This is a genomic window from Embleya sp. AB8, assembly GCF_049739465.1.
Classification (GTDB): Bacteria; Actinomycetota; Actinomycetes; order Streptomycetales; family Streptomycetaceae; genus Embleya.
This window is the reverse complement of the sequence record NZ_JBMHHY010000013.1, coordinates 1-19,098: the sequence shown is the minus strand read 5'-3', so window position 1 is coordinate 19,098 and position 19,098 is coordinate 1. Positions and strand designations below refer to the sequence as shown.

16 protein-coding genes are annotated in these 19,098 nt (G+C 72.5%); 7 read left to right on the top strand and 9 right to left on the bottom strand.

Annotated features, from left to right (window positions below; translation table 11 throughout):
* Positions 1–18: 18 nt before the first annotated feature.
* A complete protein-coding gene (locus ABIA38_RS20090; RefSeq protein WP_424640087.1) occupies positions 19–393 on the top strand; it encodes a hypothetical protein in 375 nt (124 codons plus the stop codon).
* Positions 390–602, top strand: coding sequence for a hypothetical protein (locus ABIA38_RS20085; RefSeq protein ID WP_424640086.1), 213 nt, complete (start codon positions 390–392; stop codon positions 600–602). The genes ABIA38_RS20090 and ABIA38_RS20085 overlap by 4 nt, the downstream gene beginning before the upstream one ends.
* 558 nt (positions 603–1,160) lie before the next feature.
* On the opposite strand, the gene ABIA38_RS20080 is transcribed toward ABIA38_RS20085, so the two are convergent.
* Both ABIA38_RS20080 and ABIA38_RS20075 read right to left on the bottom strand, forming a co-directional pair.
* Positions 1,161–2,522, bottom strand: a complete 1,362-nt coding sequence (locus ABIA38_RS20080) for a sensor histidine kinase (protein ID WP_424640085.1) — start codon at positions 2,520–2,522, stop codon at positions 1,161–1,163.
* Between the two features lie 62 nt (positions 2,523–2,584).
* Positions 2,585–3,262: a response regulator transcription factor gene (locus ABIA38_RS20075; protein WP_424640084.1), complete on the bottom strand. Its 678-nt coding sequence runs from the start codon at positions 3,260–3,262 to the stop codon at positions 2,585–2,587.
* Positions 3,263–3,337: 75 nt separating this feature from the next.
* Between ABIA38_RS20075 and ABIA38_RS20070 the strand changes: the two genes are divergently transcribed.
* Positions 3,338–3,904, top strand: a complete 567-nt coding sequence (locus ABIA38_RS20070; RefSeq protein WP_424640083.1) for a hypothetical protein — start codon at positions 3,338–3,340, stop codon at positions 3,902–3,904.
* A 75-nt stretch (positions 3,905–3,979) separates the two neighbouring features.
* Here the strand turns inward: ABIA38_RS20070 and ABIA38_RS20065 are convergent, their stop codons facing one another.
* The 4 genes from ABIA38_RS20065 to ABIA38_RS20050 all read right to left on the bottom strand — a co-directional run bounded on the left by ABIA38_RS20065 (position 3,980) and on the right by ABIA38_RS20050 (position 7,654).
* Positions 3,980–4,654 (bottom strand): hypothetical protein, encoded by a 675-nt coding sequence (locus ABIA38_RS20065; RefSeq protein WP_424640082.1) that lies wholly within the window; start codon positions 4,652–4,654, stop codon positions 3,980–3,982.
* A 74-nt stretch (positions 4,655–4,728) separates the two neighbouring features.
* Positions 4,729–5,400 carry a LutC/YkgG family protein gene (locus ABIA38_RS20060; protein WP_424640081.1) on the bottom strand — a complete coding sequence of 224 codons (672 nt, stop codon included), beginning with the start codon at positions 5,398–5,400 and terminating at the stop codon, positions 4,729–4,731.
* Positions 5,397–6,851: a lactate utilization protein B gene (locus ABIA38_RS20055; RefSeq protein ID WP_424640328.1), complete on the bottom strand. Its 1,455-nt coding sequence runs from the start codon at positions 6,849–6,851 to the stop codon at positions 5,397–5,399. Before ABIA38_RS20055 ends, ABIA38_RS20060 begins: the two co-directional genes overlap by 4 nt.
* 62 nt (positions 6,852–6,913) lie before the next feature.
* Positions 6,914–7,654, bottom strand: a complete 741-nt coding sequence (locus ABIA38_RS20050; RefSeq protein ID WP_424640080.1) for a (Fe-S)-binding protein — start codon at positions 7,652–7,654, stop codon at positions 6,914–6,916.
* Between the two features lie 166 nt (positions 7,655–7,820).
* Between ABIA38_RS20050 and ABIA38_RS20045 the strand changes: the two genes are divergently transcribed.
* Positions 7,821–8,564, top strand: coding sequence for a FadR/GntR family transcriptional regulator (locus ABIA38_RS20045; protein WP_424640079.1), 744 nt, complete (start codon positions 7,821–7,823; stop codon positions 8,562–8,564).
* 172 nt (positions 8,565–8,736) lie between these two features.
* Positions 8,737–9,924 carry a phytanoyl-CoA dioxygenase family protein gene (locus ABIA38_RS20040; protein ID WP_424640078.1) on the top strand — a complete coding sequence of 396 codons (1,188 nt, stop codon included), beginning with the start codon at positions 8,737–8,739 and terminating at the stop codon, positions 9,922–9,924.
* Between the two features lie 220 nt (positions 9,925–10,144).
* Here ABIA38_RS20040 and ABIA38_RS20035 read toward each other — a convergent pair whose 3' ends face one another.
* Positions 10,145–10,540: an STAS domain-containing protein gene (locus tag ABIA38_RS20035; RefSeq protein WP_424640077.1), complete on the bottom strand. Its 396-nt coding sequence runs from the start codon at positions 10,538–10,540 to the stop codon at positions 10,145–10,147.
* A 278-nt stretch (positions 10,541–10,818) separates the two neighbouring features.
* On the opposite strand from ABIA38_RS20035, the gene ABIA38_RS20030 reads away from it, so the two are divergent.
* The gene (locus tag ABIA38_RS20030; protein WP_424640076.1) at positions 10,819–12,549 is read left to right on the top strand and encodes a SpoIIE family protein phosphatase; all 1,731 of its coding nucleotides are present in this window, start codon (positions 10,819–10,821) and stop codon (positions 12,547–12,549) included.
* Entirely contained in the window at positions 12,546–13,544 is a 999-nt protein-coding gene (locus ABIA38_RS20025) for a cobalamin B12-binding domain-containing protein (protein ID WP_424640075.1), read from the top strand. Before ABIA38_RS20030 ends, ABIA38_RS20025 begins: the two co-directional genes overlap by 4 nt.
* A 120-nt stretch (positions 13,545–13,664) precedes the next feature.
* On the opposite strand, the gene ABIA38_RS20020 is transcribed toward ABIA38_RS20025, so the two are convergent.
* Together ABIA38_RS20020 and ABIA38_RS20015 are read right to left on the bottom strand one after the other, a co-directional pair.
* Entirely contained in the window at positions 13,665–14,927 is a 1,263-nt protein-coding gene (locus ABIA38_RS20020; RefSeq protein WP_424640074.1) for a phytanoyl-CoA dioxygenase family protein, read from the bottom strand.
* A gap of 112 nt (positions 14,928–15,039) precedes the next feature.
* Positions 15,040–18,540, bottom strand: a complete 3,501-nt coding sequence (locus tag ABIA38_RS20015; RefSeq protein ID WP_424640073.1) for an ATP-binding protein — start codon at positions 18,538–18,540, stop codon at positions 15,040–15,042.
* Positions 18,541–19,098 lie beyond the last annotated feature (558 nt).

The window sequence follows — 19,098 nt, the reverse complement described above, 5'->3', positions numbered from 1 at the left end:
TGTAGGAGCTGAGACGACGTGACAGAGCTTATTGCCCGCTTCATCGCGTGGGCATTCGGACTGCCCACCCCGCCGAAGTCGACCGGAAAGCACGCCTGCCCTGCCGAGCCGAAGCGCCCCCGGCCGAGTCGACCGACCAACCCGAAGCCCCAGGTGCGCCCCCAGTGGCGCTCGTTCCACGCGGCCGACATCACCATTGACGCCGATCCCGCCGACGCCGTCCGCCCATACGTCACACGCCACTTCGAAGCGCTTGAGAAGCAACGCGCTGACAGCGAAGCCGAGTACGCCCGGCAGCAGGCACGAGCACGGCTCGCCGAACTCGCCGACGCCACGACCCGACCCGCCCGTGACTGGACCGTCGCGGCACGTGCGGCGGGGGTGATGGCGTGATACCCGCCCCGGCCTACCGCTATTGCTGCCGCTGCAAGCAGGGGCGCCACGGGTGCGTACCGGTGGCCGTGCTCGAATCCGCCACCCTCTCCGGCTGGACCCTCTACGCCTGCACCGAGCACGCCCCGGCATTCCCGCCGCTTCCGCAGCCGGACGCGCGCTTCCTGCCCGAGCGTGACCCGCTGCCGCCTGTAACCCTCGCGGTCTAGCTCACCCTCGCCCCGTCCGGCCACCCAATGCCGGGCGGGGCTCTCTCAGACCATTCCCCGCTTAGTCACCCTCGCTTGGCGCGCGAAGCGCGGAGAGCGGCGGAGCCGCCCAAATAGAGCAGAAAAACCCCGGCCCGAGAGCTTTGGCTCTCGGGCCGGGGGCCGCCGCGCCCCGGGTGGGGGTGGGGACACGGGCGGCTGGGGATTCGAGATCCCCAATGGCTACAGACCCTGGGGGGGATTGGGCTGCGCCTGGCCCGCTCGGAAAGGGGGGAGTCCCGTTGGTTCCGAACGGACCGTCAGTCTGAAGGCTAGTGAAATCCGTGGCCGAAGAACACCTCCCACCCATCCGGATTCGGCCGGAAGGAAGGGTTTAAGGCCCTCTTAAGGGTTGATCAAGGTTCAGATGCCGGGTGGCGCACACACCGTGACTCAGGGTGAGAAGATCCCCGGTCCGAACGCGGCCCGAAGGCGGCCCGAAGGCGGCGCAGGCCCGACCAAGACCCGGCCCGGACCCGACTCGGACCGGACCCGGCCCGGACCCGACTCGGATCCCGCTCACACCCCCATCCGCCGCCGGCCCCGGCCGCTCTTCCCCGCCCGCCGACTCCGCCGGCCCGGTCCGGCCCCCGTCCGGCCGCCGCCCAACCGCACGCTGACCTCCGCGCCGCCCAGCACCGAGCGGCCCAATCCCACCTCTCCCCCCGTCGCCTCCGCGAGCCGCCGCACGATGTCCAAGCCGAGCCCCGTCGACCCGTCCCCGCCCTGGCCGTGCCCCCGGCGCAGCGCCGTCTCCGGGTCGGCGATCCCGCCTCCCCCGTCGGCCACGAGCAGGATCACCGCGTCCCGTCCCGAATGCAGGGTGACCGAGAACGGCACACCCTCCTCGGTGTGCCGGAACACGTTGCCGAGCATCGCGTCCAGTCCGGCCGCCAATTCGACCCGGGACACCGGCACCCGTACCGGCCCGTCCGCGCCCACCAGTTGCCACGGCCGGTCCTCGTCCTCGGCCAGCGCCGACCAGAAGGCCATCCGCTCCCGGACCACTTCGGCCGCGTCGCAGCCCACCCGTTCGATGCTCGCACTGGACCGGCGGGCGGTCCGGATCAGCTCGTCGACCTCACGTTCCAACTGGGCCACCGCGTTCCGGGTCTGCTCGGCCACCGGATCGTCGCCGAGCGCCGCCGCGTTCAGCCGCAACGCGGTCAGCGGCGTCCGCAGCCGGTGCGACAGGTCCGCGGCCATCTCCCGCTCGTTGGCCAGGAGTTGCTCGACCCGGTCGGCCATCGTGTTGAACGACGTGGCGGCCTCCTGGAGTTCGGACGGCCCCTGCGGGGTGATCCGCACCTCCAGGTCCCCCGTACCCAACGCCCGAGCCGCCGCGGCCAGGCTCCGCGCCGACCGCACCACCTGCGCGCCGAGCCGGTCCGCGAGCACCACCGAGCCGCCGACCAGGACCACCGCCACCCCGGTCAGCACCAGCCAGGCGGTACCCACGCCATGGTCGAGATCACCGTCCGGCACATAGACCTCGATCACCGTGACCCGGCCCTGGTCGAGCACCAGCGGTTGCAACAGCACCCAGCCGCCGCCCGCCCGGACCCGAAACGCCCGCGCCGACTCGCGTGCCGTGGCCACGCTGTGCTCGCTCGCGCGCGGGCGGCCCAGTACCGACCCGTCCGGCAGATGGATCGCGATCCGCCCACTCGACCCGGCCGGCACACTCGCGATCGCCGGCTCCAACGCGGCCCGATCGGTGGTGATCACCAGCGCCGGCTGCAAAGCCGCGGCCTGGCGCTCCGCGTCGGTGAAGGTCCGGTCCGCCGCGATCTCCCGAATCACCAACACCAACGGAATCAAGAACGCGAGCGCGACCATCGTGGTCACCGCCATCGCCACCCGAACCAGCGTCCCGCGCAACCCCCGCGGCGTCCGCCCGGAATCCGCACTCCTTCCCGAGTCACCCGTACCCGAGCCGACCCTCACGCCGGCGGCTCCAGTTTCACCCCGACCCCGCGCACGGTATGCAGATACCGAGGCTCCCGAGCCTTCTCCCCCAACTTCCGCCGCAACCAGGACAGATGCACGTCGATCGTCTGATCGTCCCCGTACGCCTGCCCCCACACCTCGGCCAGGATCTCCCGCCTCGGCACCACCGTGCCCGCCCGCGCGGCCAGGAACGCCAAGAGGTCGAACTCGCGCCGGGTCAGCTCCAGTTCGCGCCCGTCCAGGTGCGCCTCGCGGCGCCGGGTGTCGATCCGCAGCCCGCCGATGCCGAACACGTCCGGCGTACTGCGCCCGCGCGCCCGGCGCAACACCGCCGACAACCGTGCGCCCAGATGCTCTCCGGAGAACGGCTTGGTCACATAGTCGTCGGCGCCCGCGTTCAACAGCCGGACCACCTCGGCCTCGTCGTCCCGGGCGGTCGCGATGATCACCGGGACATCGGATATGCCGCGCAACATCTTCAACGCCTCGGATCCGTCCAAATCCGGCAACCCGAGGTCCAGGATGACCACATCGAACGGATATTGGGCCACCTCGCGCAGCGCTTCGAGGGCCGTTCCCACGCTCCGTACGGCGTGTGCGGAAGAGGTGAGGTACCGGATCAACGCCGAACGTACGAATTGGTCGTCCTCGACCACGAGCACCTGTGCCATGGTTCGGAACCGTACCCGTACTCCCCGGCCCACCCCGTCCGGGAGGGGAAACCCGAACGCGGGAGGATGGCGCCCGTGCGCAGAACCATCACGTCGATCTCGGTGTGGCTCGCGGTGACCGCGGTGGCCGTCGCGCTGTCCTGGTGGGGCGTACGCAGCGTGCTGCGCGACACCGTGTTCGAGCCACCCCGGCCGCCGACCCTGGTCGCCGGCGACCAGCCGCCGCCCCCGGTGACCTCGCCACCGCCGTCGGCGCCGCCGACCAGTGCCGCACCGGACCTGATCTCCGCCACCAACCGGACGCTCCCGCCGACCTCCGCGCCGCCGGCCACGCCCGCGTCCTCCGCGCCGCCGAGCCCGAAGCCGCCCACCACGCCGGCGCCGCCGACGCCCGCGCAGCTGCGCGAGGATCCGCCGGCCGCCGCCGTACAAAGCTTCGAGGTACGCGGCGGGCGGGCCTCGTTTCGCTACCAGGCGACGACCGCGACGCTGATCGCGGCAACCCCCAACTCCGGCTGGGCGGTCAAGGTCTGGCCCGGCGACCAGTGGATCCGGGTGGACTTCAGCAGCGACGGCCACACCTCGTCCGTCTTCGTGGTCTGGAACGGCCACGACCCGATCGCGTCGACGTACGAGGGTTGACCAAGGCGCCCGAGAGCGGCCCTGCCGGACGACGGTGGCCGAGGCCCGCGCCGGCACGCATCCCGACCCGCCGCCCTACAGCTCTTCCAACACCTCGGCGGCCGTGCTGCGCAACGCCCGCGCCACCCGCGTCGCCGTGTTGTACGCCTCGTCGCCACGCCCCTCGGTGAACGCGTTGGCGGCCTGGATCAGCCCCTGCGCGCCCCGCAGCACATCGGCCGCCGCCGCAAGCAGCGCCTCGCCGCGCGGATCCTGCCCGGCCTCGGCCGCCATCGTGGCCAATTGCCGGGTGAGTACGGTCAGCCGCATGTCCACGCCCCGGACACCGGACAGCGGAGCGGGCCGCGGATCGCGCACGCCGGGCACCGCGCCACGCGGCGTCGGCGTACCGTCGGACCCGCCGCACAGCGGACACGCCTCGCCGAGCGCGAGCAGCCCACGCTCGGGGTGACGCGGACACGGCGCCGAACGCGGACGCGCGTCCGCCGCGTCCCGGGCCCGGCCGCGCCGCCGCCGGTTCTCGCAGAACAGGCACTTGTCCCGGGCGTCCTCGTCGACCGGACCGTACGGATGCTCGTTGCACAGCGTGGTCGGCATGGGCGCGGTCAACTGCCCCAGCAGGCGACGCGTATTCGCCAGTTGCTCGGCGATCGCGTCGTACGCCTCCTGCGGGCTGGTGTTCTCCAGGTGGTCGACCATCTCCATCAGGTTCTTGGTCGAGCGGACGAGTGCCTTCGTATCGGATGCCACGCCTATGGACTGTAAATGATCCGGGCCGGCTCACCGCACGAACGCTCCCGCCCACCGCCCCCGCCGGCGCCCGTTCAGCGCACGACGAGTACTTCCAACGTCCTCGGCCCGTGCACCCCCTCGACCCGGTCCAGCTCGATGTCGCTGGTCGCGGACGGGCCGGAGATCCAGGTCAGCGGTCGGCCCGGGGTCAGCCGGGCGATCGCCTGCGGCACCGAGGCGACCACGTCCTCGGCCCGCACCACGCACAGATGCCAGTCCGGCACCAGGGTCAGCGCCCGCCGGCCCTGCTCCGGTCCGGCGTCGAGCACGATCGTGCCGGTCTCGGCGATCGCGACGGCGCAGCCGGTGAGCACGCCGTCGGCGGCGTCCAGTTCGGCGATCGTCAGCGCAGGCCTGTTATTAATAGGATTGTCGTACGGATCGCATACGTCGTACGACCAGCCATCGGCGAGGCACACCCCCTGCCCCAGCCCGGCCGTCCACGCCGCCGGCACCCCGGCCGGCGTCACCACGCGCCGGGCCGCACGCCGCTCGACCGCCTCGGCGATCGCCCCGGCCAACTCCCCCGGGGCAACCTCGTGCACCACCGCCCGATAGTCACGCAGATGCTCGACGAACAACTCGAGGACACCCTGCGTGACATGCGCCCGCGCATAGTCCCGAGGCACCGCGAACACCTCGTCTCGCGGTACGTCCGCCAGCGCCCGCCGCACCCGGCCCAGGATCAGCTCACGCGAACTCATCGCCCGTCCCCCTCGCCCGCCCGCTGGTCCAACCTGTCCAACCGACCGCCGCGCTCCCGAACCCACCAGTCCCGAAACGACTCCGCCGGCACCTGTGGCAACGACCGGCTGTCCGTCCAGCCCGCCCCCACCCCCGGCGCCCGCTTGGGCATCAGCCGCCGCGACCGCGCCGCCACCCGCTGCACCCGGCGCAGCCGCTTCGGCTTGTCCAGCACCCACTCGGCCGCGCGCATCGCGGCCCGCTCGGCCCGATGCCCGCCGCCCTCGACCACCTGCTCGCGCAGATGTACCAGCACCTCGGGGATGTCGATCGCGACCGGGCACACCTCGTAGCACGCGCCGCACAGGGAGGAGGCGTACGGCAGCGAGGCCGTCTGCGCGTCCACCTTCCCCGTCGCGACGCCCTTGAGCTGCGGCACCAGGATCGCGCCGATCGGGCCCGGGTACACCGACCCGTACGCATGCCCACCGGTGCGCTCGTACACCGGGCACACGTTCAGGCAGGCCGAACACCGGATGCAGCGCAGCGCCTGCCGACCCGTGCGATCCGCGAGCACGTCGGTTCGGCCGTTGTCGAGCAGGACCAGGTGGAAGTCCTGCGGGCCGTCGCCGGGGGTGACGCCGGTCCACATCGAGGTGTACGGGTTCATCCGCTCGCCCGTCGAACTCCTGGGCAGCAGTTGCAGGAACACCTCGAGGTCGGCCCAGGTCGGCACCACCTTCTCGATCCCGACCACCGAGATCAGCGTGTCCGGCAGGGTCAGGCACATCCGCCCGTTGCCCTCCGACTCGACCACCACCAGCGTGCCGGTCTCGGCCACCAGGAAGTTCGCCCCGGACACCGCGACCTTCGCGGACAGGAAACGCTCGCGCAGATGCCGCCGGGCGGCCTCGGCGAGCGCGGCCGGCTCGTCGGTCAGCCCGGCCGGTGCCGGGACGCCCCACTCGGCCATCTCGCGGACGAAGATCTCCCGGATCTCGGCCCGGTTGCGGTGGATCGCCGGGACCAGGATGTGCGAGGGCAGGTCGTCGCCCAACTGCACGATCAGCTCGGCCAGATCGGTCTCGTAGGCCCGGATCCCCTCGGCCGCGAGCGCCTCGTTCAGCCCGATCTCCTGGGTGACCATCGACTTGACCTTGACCACCTCGGTCTCGCCGGTGGCCCGGACCAGGTCGGCGACGATCCGGTTCGCCTCGGCCGCGTCGGCCGCCCAGTGCACCGTCCCGCCGGCGGCGGTGACCGCCGCCTCGACCGCGAGCAGGTGCTCGTCGAGCCGGCGCAGCGTGCGGTCCTTGATCGCCGCGCCGGCCGCGCGCAGCTCGGCCCAGTCGTCGAGTTCGCCCACCACCAGGGCCCGCTTGTCCCGGATCGTATGGGTGGCCTTACGCAGGTTGTGCCGCAACTGGGCATTGCCGACGGCGGCCCCGGCGGCCTGCGGGAACGGCGGCATCCCGACGAACGTGGCGCTCGTCGGCGGTATGGCGGCGGGCAAGGAGCCTCCTTCTCGGGCGCTCATGCGGGCTCCTGCTCGGTGGAGGCGAGGATTTCCGCGAGGTGCAGGACGCGCATCCCGGTGCGCTGACGGTCCATCAGGCCACCGATGTGCATCAGGCACGAATTGTCCGCCGCGCACAACACCTCGGCGCCGGTGCCGGCCGCGTGCCGGACCTTGTCGGCGCCCATCGCGGTGGACACGTCCGGGTTCTTCACGGCGAACGTGCCGCCGAAGCCGCAACACTCCTCCTCGCCGGGCAGGCCGAGCAGTTCCAGGCCGCGCACCTCGCGAAGCAGGGCGGTCGGCCGGTCGCCGAGCCCGAGCAGCCGGCGGGAGTGGCAGGTGGGGTGGTAGGCGACCTTGTGCGGGAAGTACGCGCCGACGTCCGTGCGGCCGAGCACGTCGACGATGAACTCGGTGAGGTCGTACACCTTCGGGACCACCGCCGCGACCCGGGCCGCGAGGGTGGGATCGGTGGCGCGCGCGGCGGCGCGGGGGTGGTTGTCCCGGATCATCGCGCCGCACGAGCCGGACGGGGTGACCACCGCGTCGTAGCCGGCGAAGGTGTCCGCGAAGCGCTCGACCATCGGCTCGATCCGCTTGCCGTAGCCGGTGTTCCAGTGCATCTGCCCGCAGCAGGTCTGCTCGACGGGGAAGTCCACGGTGCAGCCGAGCCGCTCCAGGAGGCGCACGACGGCCTGCCCGGTGCGGGGGTAGAGGGTGTCGTTCACGCAGGTGATGAACAGCCCGACGCGCATGCGGGCGGCCTCCTCGCGGCTCGATGGGCTGAGTGATCGTGTGGTCAGACCACACTGTGGCATGCACACGCTAAGGGCATGGCATGCTGTGCCACAAGAGCGGGACAGGACGTGGACCGCCCCGCACTCGAAACCCCCGCAACCCCCGAACCCCCAGGAGCCCCCGGTGACAGACGGCCCCGACTGGCGCCCGGTCCGGCGCGTACGCGCGTTCGAGGAGGTCGTCGCGCAGATCGAGGAGCAGATCGCGTCCGGCCGGCTGCGCGCGGGCGACAAGCTCCCGGGCGAGCGGGCGCTGGCCGGTGCGCTCGGGGTCAGCCGCCCGTCGGTGCGCGAGGCGATGCGGGTCCTCGAGGCGATGGGTGTGCTGGTCGCCAACCCGGGCAGCGGCCCGGAGGCGGGGGCGATCCTGGCCGGCTCGGCGGGTCCGGCGCTGACCGGCGTACTGGGCCTGCATCTGGGCCTGGCCAACTTTGCCGTCGACGACGTGGTGGAGACCCGGCTGCTGATCGAGTCGTGGGCGGTGCGATCCGCCGCGCACCACGCCGGCGAAGCCGACCTGGCCCGACTGCGCACGATCGTGGCGGCGATGGACGAGCCGGACGTGTCGCAGGCGCGCTTCAACGAGCAGGACACCGAGTTCCACACCGCGATCGCCGAGTTGTCCGGCAATGCGCTGGTGGCCACGTTCATGCACGCGCTGCGCGACACGGTACGCCGGCACCAGCGGCGCGCGGTGGCCGAACTGGGCCCGGACACCGCCGCGTTGCGCGCGGACCACCGGGCCATCCTGGCCGCGATCGAGGCCCACGACCCGGACGCGGCGGCCGACGCGGTGGCGACACACCTGCGCCGCGCCTATCCGAACGTGGCCCGTGTGCAGTCCGAGCCGGACGCGCCGGAGAGCTGACGACCCGTCATCAGCCTTGTCGGGTAAGGAGATCGGCGCGGCGACGGACGAACCGGCGGAACTTCCGCCCCGATTGCGCCGATCCATTGCGACAATCCGCCGAACGCTCTGGTAACCCACCGCGTTCGCCCGGCATACTGCGCGGCATCGTACAGCGCAGGAGGTCGCCAGGATGCTCGGGCACGACCGGATCGACGCGGAAACGTACCACCGGGACATCGTCCCCGGATTGCTCATCGGCGCACCCGGCCGCCGGGCCGAGGCGGGCCTGACCGGGCTCGACCCGCTCGGTCTGCGGATCGGCGAGGGCGCGTGGACGTACCGCGCGCACCGCGACCGGTTGCGGATCGAGGAGGGGATCGCCGCGGACGCCGGCTGTGTGGTGCGGCTGTCCCCCGACGCGTGGACCGACCTGGTCACCCTGCTGCGGACCGCCGCGGCACTGGCCATCGCGGGCGACGTGCACACCGAACACGGGTCCGTGGCCGACCTGTTCCGCTGGGAGCCGGTGTTGCGCGCGCTCTACCAGGGCATCGAGATCTACCTCCCGCACGGCCCTCAGGTATACGACCGGCACGGCGAACTCGTGGACCCGGCGGCCGAACTGACGCTCGATCACCCGGATGGCGAACTCGCCGACCGGTTCGAGGCGACCGGGGTGATGCGGGTACGCGGGGTGTTCACCGCCGCCGAGATCGCCGCCTTGGAGGCGGAGGTCGACCGACTGGCCGCCGCCGCCCGCCCCGACGACGACCGATCCTGGTGGGCGGAGAACGAGGCGGGCGAGCAGGTGTTGTGCCGGCTGGTGTACGCGAGCGAGCACTCGGCGCCGATCGCCGCGCTGGCCCACGACCCGCGCCTGGTCCGCCTGGCCGGGCTGCTGCACGACGATCTCGCGGCGTCCACCGATCGGATGGAGGGGATCTCCGTACTGCTCAAGCCACCCGGTCGGCTCAAGGGCCTGGCGAACATCCCCTGGCATACGGACTGCGGCCTGGGCGGCCATCACATCATGTGCCCGTCGGTGGCGATCGGCATCCAACTCACCGGCTCCTCGGCGGAGACCGGCTACCTGGAGGCGATCCCCGGCTCGCACGGCCGGACCTGCCCGCAGCCCACCCGCGAGGACCTGGCGAACGTGCCCTATGTCGCGGTCCCCACCGATCCGGGCGATGTGACGGTGCACGTCGCCGACGTGCTGCACGCGTCGCCGGCGCCCGCCGGGGTGGGCGGGCGGCGCACGATGTACGTCACCTTCCACCCGCCGACCCTGTTCGAGCAGGTCGGACCGGGCGAGGCGATCAACGACCTGATCCGCAGCCGTACCGCGGGCGAGGTGGACGCCGGCCTGGGCCGGTGAACCCGGCGGCCACGCGCCTCGGGGGCGGCGAACTCGGCGGCACGCCCGGAGTGTCGGCGACCTCGGCGACGCGCCCGGGGTGTCGGCCAACTCGACGGCACACCCGGGGTGTCGGCCAACCAGCCGTCGAGGCCGGGGTATCGGTGAACTCACCCACCGGGAACGTGCGTTCGAGCTATCGATATTCGAGAGCCGCGAACCCGCGACCACCGGCCCCCGTTCAGTGGTTCCGCACCACCGGCACGATCGTCGGTTCCACCTTCAAGATGCGGTCCAAATGGGTGATTCGCAACACCCGCGCGGGCTGCGGACCGACCCCGGAGACCACGATGTCGCCGTCCCGGTCGCGCAGTCGGCGGTAGCCGTACACCAGGCTGCCGAGCCCGGACGAGTCGATGAACGGCACACCCGACAGGTCGATCCGCAGGCTGCGCGCGCCCTCGTCGACCAGCCGGTCGATCGCCTGGCGGAACACCGGCGCCGCCGTCATGTCCATGTCGCCGTGCACCGATACCGTGCCGCCCAGGTCGGGTTCGAGCGCGGTGTGCACGACGCAGGGTCTGGCCGAGAACGATGTGTGATCGACGTCGTCCGGTGGGAGATCGTCAAGGCTCATGCGGAGCACTCCACCTGATCAAGTGTCGGTTCGATCGCGCAGCACGCGACCGCTCGGTACGATCCGCGCATCCCCGGACGAACCTACGCATCCATCCCGGAACGCACCATCGTATCGGCACCCTACTCGCCGGATCGGTCACTCGTGACCGTCTTCCCCTATCGGTGTGATTCCGTCGTAACCGGCACACCGGCAGCCTGCGCGGCCGTACCGTAGAGCTTGCGCGAGCGCCGGCGCGAGCCGGCTCGAACCGCACGGACGCAAGGGATTCCGTAGCCATGACCGGAGCACGCCCCGCCGGCGACGAGTGGGGCAGCAACACCCAGGAGCCGGCCGCCCAGCGGCGGACCAACGGCTGCAAGCCGCCGCGTGCGCCGGACGAACCCGCGCCCGCCGCGTGGTCTCCGGCCGAGGTGCTCGACGAAAGCGACACCGGCGTGGTGGTGTTCACCCCCGAGGGCACGGTGCGCTACGTCAACCGCGCGGCCGAGCGCCTGCTGCCCGACTGCGCCGTGGGCACCGCCTACCCGACGTTGCCCGCGACCGGGACCAACTGGCACGGCGAGGTGGACGATCGGCGCGTGCGCGGTCGACGGGCGCTGCTCGGCGCTGGCCACTACGCCTGGTATGTGCTCGACACCACCGCCGAACGGCGGCGCGAGGACGCGCTGTTGGCCGAGCGCCGACGCAAGGTCTTCCTCGCCGAGGCGGGCCGGATATTGTCCGCGACCACCAACCCGAGCCGGTTGACCGACCTGGTCACCACCCTGCCCGTGCCCGGACTCGGGGACTGGGTCGCGCTGTCCGTGCCCAGCATGGAGGACGGCCGGCTGCGCACCACCTACGCGCCCGCCGCCGACGCGCCGATCGGCCGGGTGACCACCGGCCTGGGCGCGGCCTGGACCGCACCGGCCGGCGTCGGCCGCGTGCTGCGCACCCGGCGGCAGGAGTTGCATCCGCTGATGGACCACGCGCTGCTCGCCCGGCTGGTCCCGGACCAGGCGGTGATGGACCTGATCGCGCTGGACGCCCGATGCGCCCTGGTGGTCCCGGTGCCCACCGACGACGACGCGCCCTCCGTACTGACGTTCGTGCGCTCGGCGACCTCGGAGCCGTTCCGGGAGGAGGAGATCGCGCTGATCGTCGACTACGCCGAGCGGGTGGGCGTGGCGCTGCGCACGTCGCGGATCTACGTCGAGCAGGATCGGCGCACGATGTTGCTGTCCCAGGCGTTGGTGCCGGGGCCGCTGCCGGAGGTACCCGGCGCGCGGATCGCCGCGCGCTATCGACCGGTCTCGATGACCGACGGCCTGGGCGGCGACTTCTACGCCGTACATCCCACCCCCGTCGACGGCACATGGGCCTTCTCGGTCGGCGACGTATGCGGACGCGGCACCCCGGTGGGCATGTTCAGCTCCCGCTCGCTGCTGATCCTGCGCACCGCGGCGAGCGCCGGTTGCCCACCGGCCCGGCGGATGGGCCTGTTGGACGCGGAACTGACGCTGGGCGACCCGTCGTTGGTGCTGACCGCGATCACCGGGGACTGCTCGGTGCGGCCCGACGGGTCCGCCCGGGTGCGGATGACCTGCGCCGGGCATCCGCCGCCGCTGTGGATGGATCCGGCCGGTCGGGTGCAGGTGTTGGAGTTCGGCGATCCACTGGTCGCGGGCATCCCGGGCACCGTGTTCACCGAGCGCTCGTTGGCGCTGCCGCCGGGTTCGACGCTGCTCCTGTACAGCGACGCGGTGACCGAGGCGCGCGACACGTACGGAGACGCCTACGGCGTACGGGCGTTGCGGCACGACCTGGCGTCCTGCGCGGGCATGCCGGTGGACGCGCTGGTGGCCCGCCTGGAGCAGCGCCTGCTTACCCATCTGGGCGATGCGCCGGTCGTGGACGACGTGGTACTGCTCGCCATCCACATCCCCTATCGGGACGACAGCGAGACGCTGCCGTTCCTGACCGAGCCGGGTCGCCCGGCATCCGACGAGCCTCCGGACGGCGCATGACGCACCTGGTCTCCGACGAACTCGACCTGTTCCTTGTGCATTTGGGCCGTGCGGACGAGGTCGAGGCGCTGACCCTGGTCCGCAATCTGCTGGCCAAGGGGGTGCCGGGCGAGCAGGTGTTGACCGACCTGGTACTGCCGGCGCTGCGGGTGGTGGGCGAGCGCTGGGCCACCGGCGAGTGGACGGTGGCGCGCGAGCACGCCGCGTCGCATGTCACCGGACGGGTGGTGCACCTGGTCGCGGACGCGACGCCGCGGCCGGCCCGCTCCGCGACCCGGATCGTGGTGTGTTGCGCGCAGGGCGACTGGCACGGGCTGGCCTCGACGATCCTGGCCGCGCTGTTGCGGCTGCGCGGGATCGACACGATGGTGCTGCCGCCGGGTACGGGTGCGGGCGAACTGGCTCGCGTGCTGCCCGATTCGGGTGCCACCTCGGTCGCGCTGAGCTGTACGGTCTCCACCGCGCTGCCGGGCGCGCGGGCGATGGTGGAGGTGGCTCGGCGGGTGGGCGTACCGGTCCTGGTCGGCGGGCCCGGCTTCGGCCCGGACGGCCGCTGGGCGCGCGTGGTCGGCGCGAACGGCTGGGCGGCGGACGCCGAGCAGGCCGCCGGCACCTTGACCGGCCCGGACTGGCCGGCGGTCAGCACGCCGGCCCCTCGGCTGCGCCACCTCCCGGACGCCGCGCACGACGGCGTCGGCCTGCTCCGGGCCCCGCTGGTCGCGGCGGGAATGGCGGCCCTGGTCCCGATCGAGGGCGAACGCAGCGACACCACCATGCGCGACGGCCTGGTCACCGCCGTCGACGCACTGGCGGTCTCCCTCTTCCTCGACGACCACACCCTGTTCGTCGACTTCACCCGCTGGTTCGCCGAAGTCCTCGCCCACCGCCGAGTCCCCACCGAAGCCTTGGCCGCCGCCTACCGCGCCTTCGCCGCGCGCCTGGCCCACGTACCAAGGGCAACGGAGGCCCTGACGGCGGCGGGCGCGGTGTTGTGAACGGGCGTACCCGAACGCAACGAGCCCGGAGCGCCCAGCGACGGAACAAGCCTCCCGTGCACACCGCAGCCGATCCGACGTCGGAGCCTCCCGACACACCAACCCCACGCCACGAGCCGCTCAGATGCGGGACATCGTCACCAGATCTCCGCTGCCGAAGCCGGGGATGATGCTTTCGTAGGTTTCGTATGGGTTGGTGACGTCGAAGATTCTTGGGTTGTCGAACTGGACGTAGAGCGTTCGGCGGCGGGCGGTGCCCGTGGCTGCCGGGCCTGCGTGCATTCCGCAGCCCATGTGGACCGTGACGTCGCCCGGTTCGGTGGTGAGGCCGACCACCGGCAGGTCCGCCCACTCGGCCGGGGTGAAGCGTTCGTGGGCGACCGTGCCCCAGGAGCCGGCCAGCGCGTACAGTTGCGAGCTGTCCTGGGTGACCGCGTCGAGCCGGATGCCGACGTGTACGCGCGGGCACGTGATCGGACAGCCGCCCAGCGCGCAGTCCTTGTGCCAGGGCAGGTCCGGGATGGACAGCGGTTCGGGTGCGGTGCCGAACTCCTTGAGCACGGCGATCTGTCCGGAGTCGCGGTCGGTGACCGCGACCACGTCCTGCCCGGCCAGGCCGCACAACATCCGTACGGTGGGGTCGTCCGCAAGCGCCGCGATCCGCGGCGAGCGCATGCCCAGGTACGTCAACCGGTACGGCGAACGCCGCCCGCCCGGCCCCTCGGCCCACAACGAACCCCGGTCCCCCTCGCGGCACAGGCCGCGGATCCGGTCCACCTCGCCCGCCAACTCCTCGACCCGGTCCGCGTCGAAGACCTGACGTACCACCAGATAGCCGGTGGTACGCAGGAAATGCGCCATGTCGTCGGGCTCGTCGTGGGTGGTGAAGTCGCGATGCAGATCGATCGGCCGATCGGCCAGATCGCGCAGGTCGAGCGTCTGCGGGCGGTAGATGGGGGTGCCCGAGTACATGCAGCGGATCGCCGGCTCCCAGGTGTCCCAGTCGGCGAACCCGCCGCGCACGAAGCGCACCGCGTTCGACTCGACCAGGCCGTGGCTGGTGCGCAGTTCGTAGAGGTAGTCCTGCCACGCGCCGGATTCGAGTTCGACCACCAGCTCGGCGTCCGCACTCACCCCCGGCACGATCCGCACCTCGCCCCGGTCCTCGACATAGCTGTACGCCGAACCGTCCGGCATACACAGGGCGATCGGCGCCTTCCCGGCCACGTCCCACGCGACGCGCTCACCCAGTCCACCCGCCAACCGCCGCGGCAGCTCCACCCGATGGAATGATTCGAAGCACACCACCGGCCAACCCAGCACACTGAACGTGCCACGATCGGCGTCGTGCGCCACCGTCGATCCGGCGCCCGATATCCCCATTGCCCCGTCCTCCCCGTCGTGCACCCGGCACGCCGACCGGGTCGTCACCAACGGTAGGCAAACAGCGTCAGAACAGCGTCAGAGCAGCGCGAAAGCGCAAGGTGACAGCCAGTCAGCCCGGCCGGACCGCGCCGGCGGCGGGCGGATCGTCGAGCCATCGCACCGCGTCTCCGAGCGTACGCTCAGCGTGTCCGGGCAGGCCCAGTTCCATACAGCGCGCGTACGCGGCGTCGAAGTGCGCCCGGGCCTGAGCCTGTTCGCCCAGGATCGCGGCCAACCCACCGAGCACCCGGCGGACCGGCCCGAGCGAGGAACCGGTCCAGTCCAGATGGTCCGCGTACGGCGCGAGTGCCTCGGCGACCAACAACCCGCGCTCGACGTCGCCCAGTTCGATCGCCACCTCGCCCAGTCGCATCAGCGACCCGGTCCACAGCAGGTCCACCGGGATCGTCGCGAAACCCGGCACGCACAACGCGTGGAACTCCTCGCGCGCGGACTTCGGATCGGCCGACGCGGACGCCGCCCAGCAGGCCTGCACCCGCCACCAGGACAACTCCCGCGACCAGCCCGCCGCCACCCCGGCGCGGCGCGCCATCATGCCCAGGCGTCCCTGCTCCCAGCGCACCGCGAGGATCTGGGACAGGTTGAACGAGCGCACCGCCTCGCCCGGCAGGCCCGAACGCCGGGCCAGACGCAGCGCGTCGGCCAGCACGTCGGCGGCGCGCGCGGTGCGCCCGCGCAGCAGTTCCAGGCCGCAGCGGTAGATCAGTACCTCCCACGTGAACCATGGGTGGCGCAGCCGCCGGGCGACTCGCTGGGCCTGCGCGTACTCGCGTTCGGCGGCCGGTATCGCGCCGCGCACCACCAGGTCGTACGCCTGGTTCAAGTGGCTGCGAAACAGCGACTCCTGATCCCCGGTCAGCCCGGAGAGCACGGTCAGCTCGCTGCTCATCCGCAGCCGCTCCTCGACCAGATCCGGCCCGGACGCGGCCAGATGGTGTGCCTCCAGGCCCTGGGCCAGCGCATCGTGCGAGCCCGATTCGCGGGCCGCGTCGAGCGCTTCGTAGAGCATGGTCAGCCGGGCCTCGCGGTCGTGCCCGAAGGTCAACGCCACCGCGAGCGCGGCAAGGAGCAACGACCGCAGCGCGATGTCCGCGGGCAGCCCGGAGGCGATCGGCAACGCGGCCAGCGCCTCCTTGAGCAGCGCCACCAACTCCAGGTCCACGCCCACCTGATAGACCTGCCCGAGCCGGACCATGGCCAGCACGACCCGGCCCAGCCGGCGGGGATCGGCCAGCGCGCGGGCCTCCTCGGCGGCTCGGCGCAACACCTCGCGGCAGCGCCGGTCGCCGCACCGATCCAGCGCGGCGCCGCGCGAGAGCAGCAGATCGCAACGGGTCTCCGGGGCCGGGTCGGTGACCATCGGCAGCACCTCGAGCGCCTGCCGGTAGTGCTCGGCGGCGACCTCGAACGCGCCGCCGTCGCGCGCCTCGTCCCCCGCCCGCCAGGCGTAGTCCAGCGCCCGACGGGCCTCGCCGAACCGGCAGGCGAGCCGGAAGTGGTGGGCCAGCTCGGGCAGATGCGCGTCCCGGTCGCCGCGCGCCTCCAGGGCCAGGCCGACCTTGCGGTGCAGTTGCAGGCGGCGCGCGGTGGGCAGCTCCTGGTAGAGCGTGGAGCGGACCAGCGCGTGGACGAAGGTGAACCGGCCCGGGCGGTCGGTCTCCTCGGCGCGCACCACGTGGGCCCGTTCGGCGTCGTCGAGCGCGTCCACGACGGTGTCGAAGCCGCCCGGATGCACGGCCGCGACCAGGTCGATGTCGAACGCCGGGCCGACCACGGCAGCCACGGTGAGTGCCTCCAGGGTGGACTGCGGCAGGCCCAGGAGCCGCTGGCGCAGCACATTGCGCACCCGGCGCGGGACGTCGGCGGGCACGCTCTTCCCCAGCGCGGACCAGTCGCTGACATCGGCCCACTGGCGCAGCAGTTCGGTGGCGAGCAGTGGGTTGCCGTCGCTGAGTTCGCGCAGGACGTGCGCCCGCACGCCCTCGGCGCGCGGCGGCAGCGGACCGGCCAGTACATGGGCGAGTTCGACCAGGGCGGCCACGTCCAGGCCGCCGAGCGGGAGGTGCAGGGGGTGCAGGTCGCGGTACAGGTCGGCGATCAGCTTGGTCATCGGGTGTACCGAACCGAGTCCGGTGTCCCGGTAGGCGATCACCAACACCGCCCGCGTCCCCACCAACGCGCGCGCGACATGACGCAGCATCAGCATGGTCGACGTGGACGACCAGTGCACGTCGTCCAGGAGCAGCACCAGATCGCGCTTGGTCGCCGCGTGCCGAAATACCCCGGCCACCGCCTCGAACAGCCGGTAGCGCTCGGTGTCCGAGTCCGGCGGTCCCTGAGGCTGCGTCAAGCCAGCCGGCTCCAGCGGAAGTTCCGGGAGCAACCGGTGCAACTCGCCGCCCAGATCGCCGACTCGCTCGCGCAACTCCTCGGCCGCCACGTCGCCCAGGTGCGCGCGCAGCATGGTCACGAACGGCTGGAACGGCGCGGCCACGCCCTCGTCGCTGCGCCCGGTCAGCACCAGCGCGTCGGGGCCGGCGCGGGTGGCGAACTCGCTGAGCAGGAACGACTTGCCGATCCCGGCATCGCCGCTGACCAGGATCACCCGCGAACCGACCTCGGCCCGGGTGGACTCCTCCAACAGGCGCAACTCGGCCGAGCGGCCCACGATCGGGCCCGGCGCGCCGTGCGGGAACACGTCGTGCGCCGAGCGGGTGGGCACCGGCGCGGGCGGCGCGTCGCGGCCGGGCGTGGGCGAGGCGAACCGGGCGGCGGGGGCGGGCACCGGCAGCGGCTGCGGGGTGGCGTCGCCGAGCAGGCGCAGGAAGGCCGACTCGGTCTCCGGCGACGGGCCCACCCCCAACTCGGAGTTGAGCAGCCGTCGACATCGCTCATAGGCCCGCAGTGCCGCCGCCCGGTCGCCGCCGGCGGCGTGCGCGGTCATCAGCAGTCGGTGGCTGCTCTCCCGGAACGGGTCCAGGTCGACCAGTTGCGCGGCGCGGGTCACCGCCGCGTCGGCCCGACCCAGGTGCAGCTCGGTGGTCACGCTCACCGCGAGGGCGCGCAGTCGGGCCGAGCGCCAGCGGGTACGCCGTTCGTTGACCCAGTCGCCGTCCAGTCCGGGCAGGAACGGCAGCGCGAGAATCTCGTGCGCGTCGTGCGCCCGGGTCCGGGCCTGCGCGAACTCGCCGTGCACGGCCAGCGCCTCGGCCTCGATCAGCGCGCTCTCCGCCGCCTCGACGTCGACCTCGGTGCCTTCGGGCAGGGACAGTACGTAACAGCCGGCCCGATGCCGCAACACCGACGACGCGTCGTAGCCGGCCTGCCCCAGGAACCCGCGCACCCGGCTGAGTACGCCGCGCAGCGCGCCCTCCCACGACTTGGGCGCCTGCTCGGGCCACAACAACGCGGCCAACTCCTCGCGCGGCACCGGATGCCGGCGACCGAGCGCGAGCGCCGCGAAGACGAGTTGGGCCTGCGGTCCGCCCAGGAGATCCTCCGCGGCGCGGCCCGCGGGGCCGTCCACGCAGACATGGCCGAGAACACGCACCCGGACCACCATGTGACGGACCCCCCTCCTGCTGTCGTCTTCGCGACAACCGATTCCCCGGCGCCGGTCCGGGAGCGGTTCGAAGGACCCCGCGCGCCACATGGTACGAACCGAACGCCGCACCCGGCGGCCAATTGCGCCGGCCCCATGTCACAACCCGGCCAATCACTCGATCCGTACCGAGGATTCCCCAAGGCTTCGATGCACGCGGAAGGCGGCGCCGCGGGTGGGGGCGGCGGGGGTGTGGGGTGGGGGCGGGGTGGGGTGCGGGGTGGGGTGCGGGGTGGGGGTGGTTGGCCGCTTGGCGTGGTGGTGTGGGGTTGGTGTGGGGTTGGTCCTGGGTCAGGTCGGCGGGGCGGGGTCGTGGGGGTGGCCGGTGGCCGGTGGGCGTCGTGCTGTTGGGCTGGTGGGTGGTTGGTCCTGGGTCTGGTCGGCGGGGCCGGGTCGTGGCGGCTGTCACCGCCTCGTCGTTGCACGTCCCCTCCGGGGCCGGGGTCTTTGCTTGGTGCTTCGCATCCGTTGTTGCCCGTCCACTACGTGGCCGTCACTGCCCTGGTC

Bases quoted from the DNA above. Each gene is read 5' to 3' on its own strand.
- ABIA38_RS20075 (WP_424640084.1), bottom strand. From the start codon at position 3,262: ATGGCACAGGTGCTCGTGGTCGAGGACGACCAATTCGTACGTTCGGCG.
- ABIA38_RS20060 (WP_424640081.1), bottom strand. From the start codon at position 5,400: ATGAGTTCGCGTGAGCTGATCCTGGGCCGGGTGCGGCGGGCGCTGGCG.
- ABIA38_RS20055 (WP_424640328.1), bottom strand. From the start codon at position 6,851: ATGCCGCCGTTCCCGCAGGCCGCCGGGGCCGCCGTCGGCAATGCCCAG.
- ABIA38_RS20050 (WP_424640080.1), bottom strand. From the start codon at position 7,654: ATGCGCGTCGGGCTGTTCATCACCTGCGTGAACGACACCCTCTACCCC.
- ABIA38_RS20040 (WP_424640078.1), top strand. From the start codon at position 8,737: ATGCTCGGGCACGACCGGATCGACGCGGAAACGTACCACCGGGACATC.
- ABIA38_RS20035 (WP_424640077.1), bottom strand. From the start codon at position 10,540: ATGAGCCTTGACGATCTCCCACCGGACGACGTCGATCACACATCGTTC.
- ABIA38_RS20030 (WP_424640076.1), top strand. From the start codon at position 10,819: ATGACCGGAGCACGCCCCGCCGGCGACGAGTGGGGCAGCAACACCCAG.
- ABIA38_RS20025 (WP_424640075.1), top strand. From the start codon at position 12,546: ATGACGCACCTGGTCTCCGACGAACTCGACCTGTTCCTTGTGCATTTG.
- ABIA38_RS20020 (WP_424640074.1), bottom strand. From the start codon at position 14,927: ATGGGGATATCGGGCGCCGGATCGACGGTGGCGCACGACGCCGATCGT.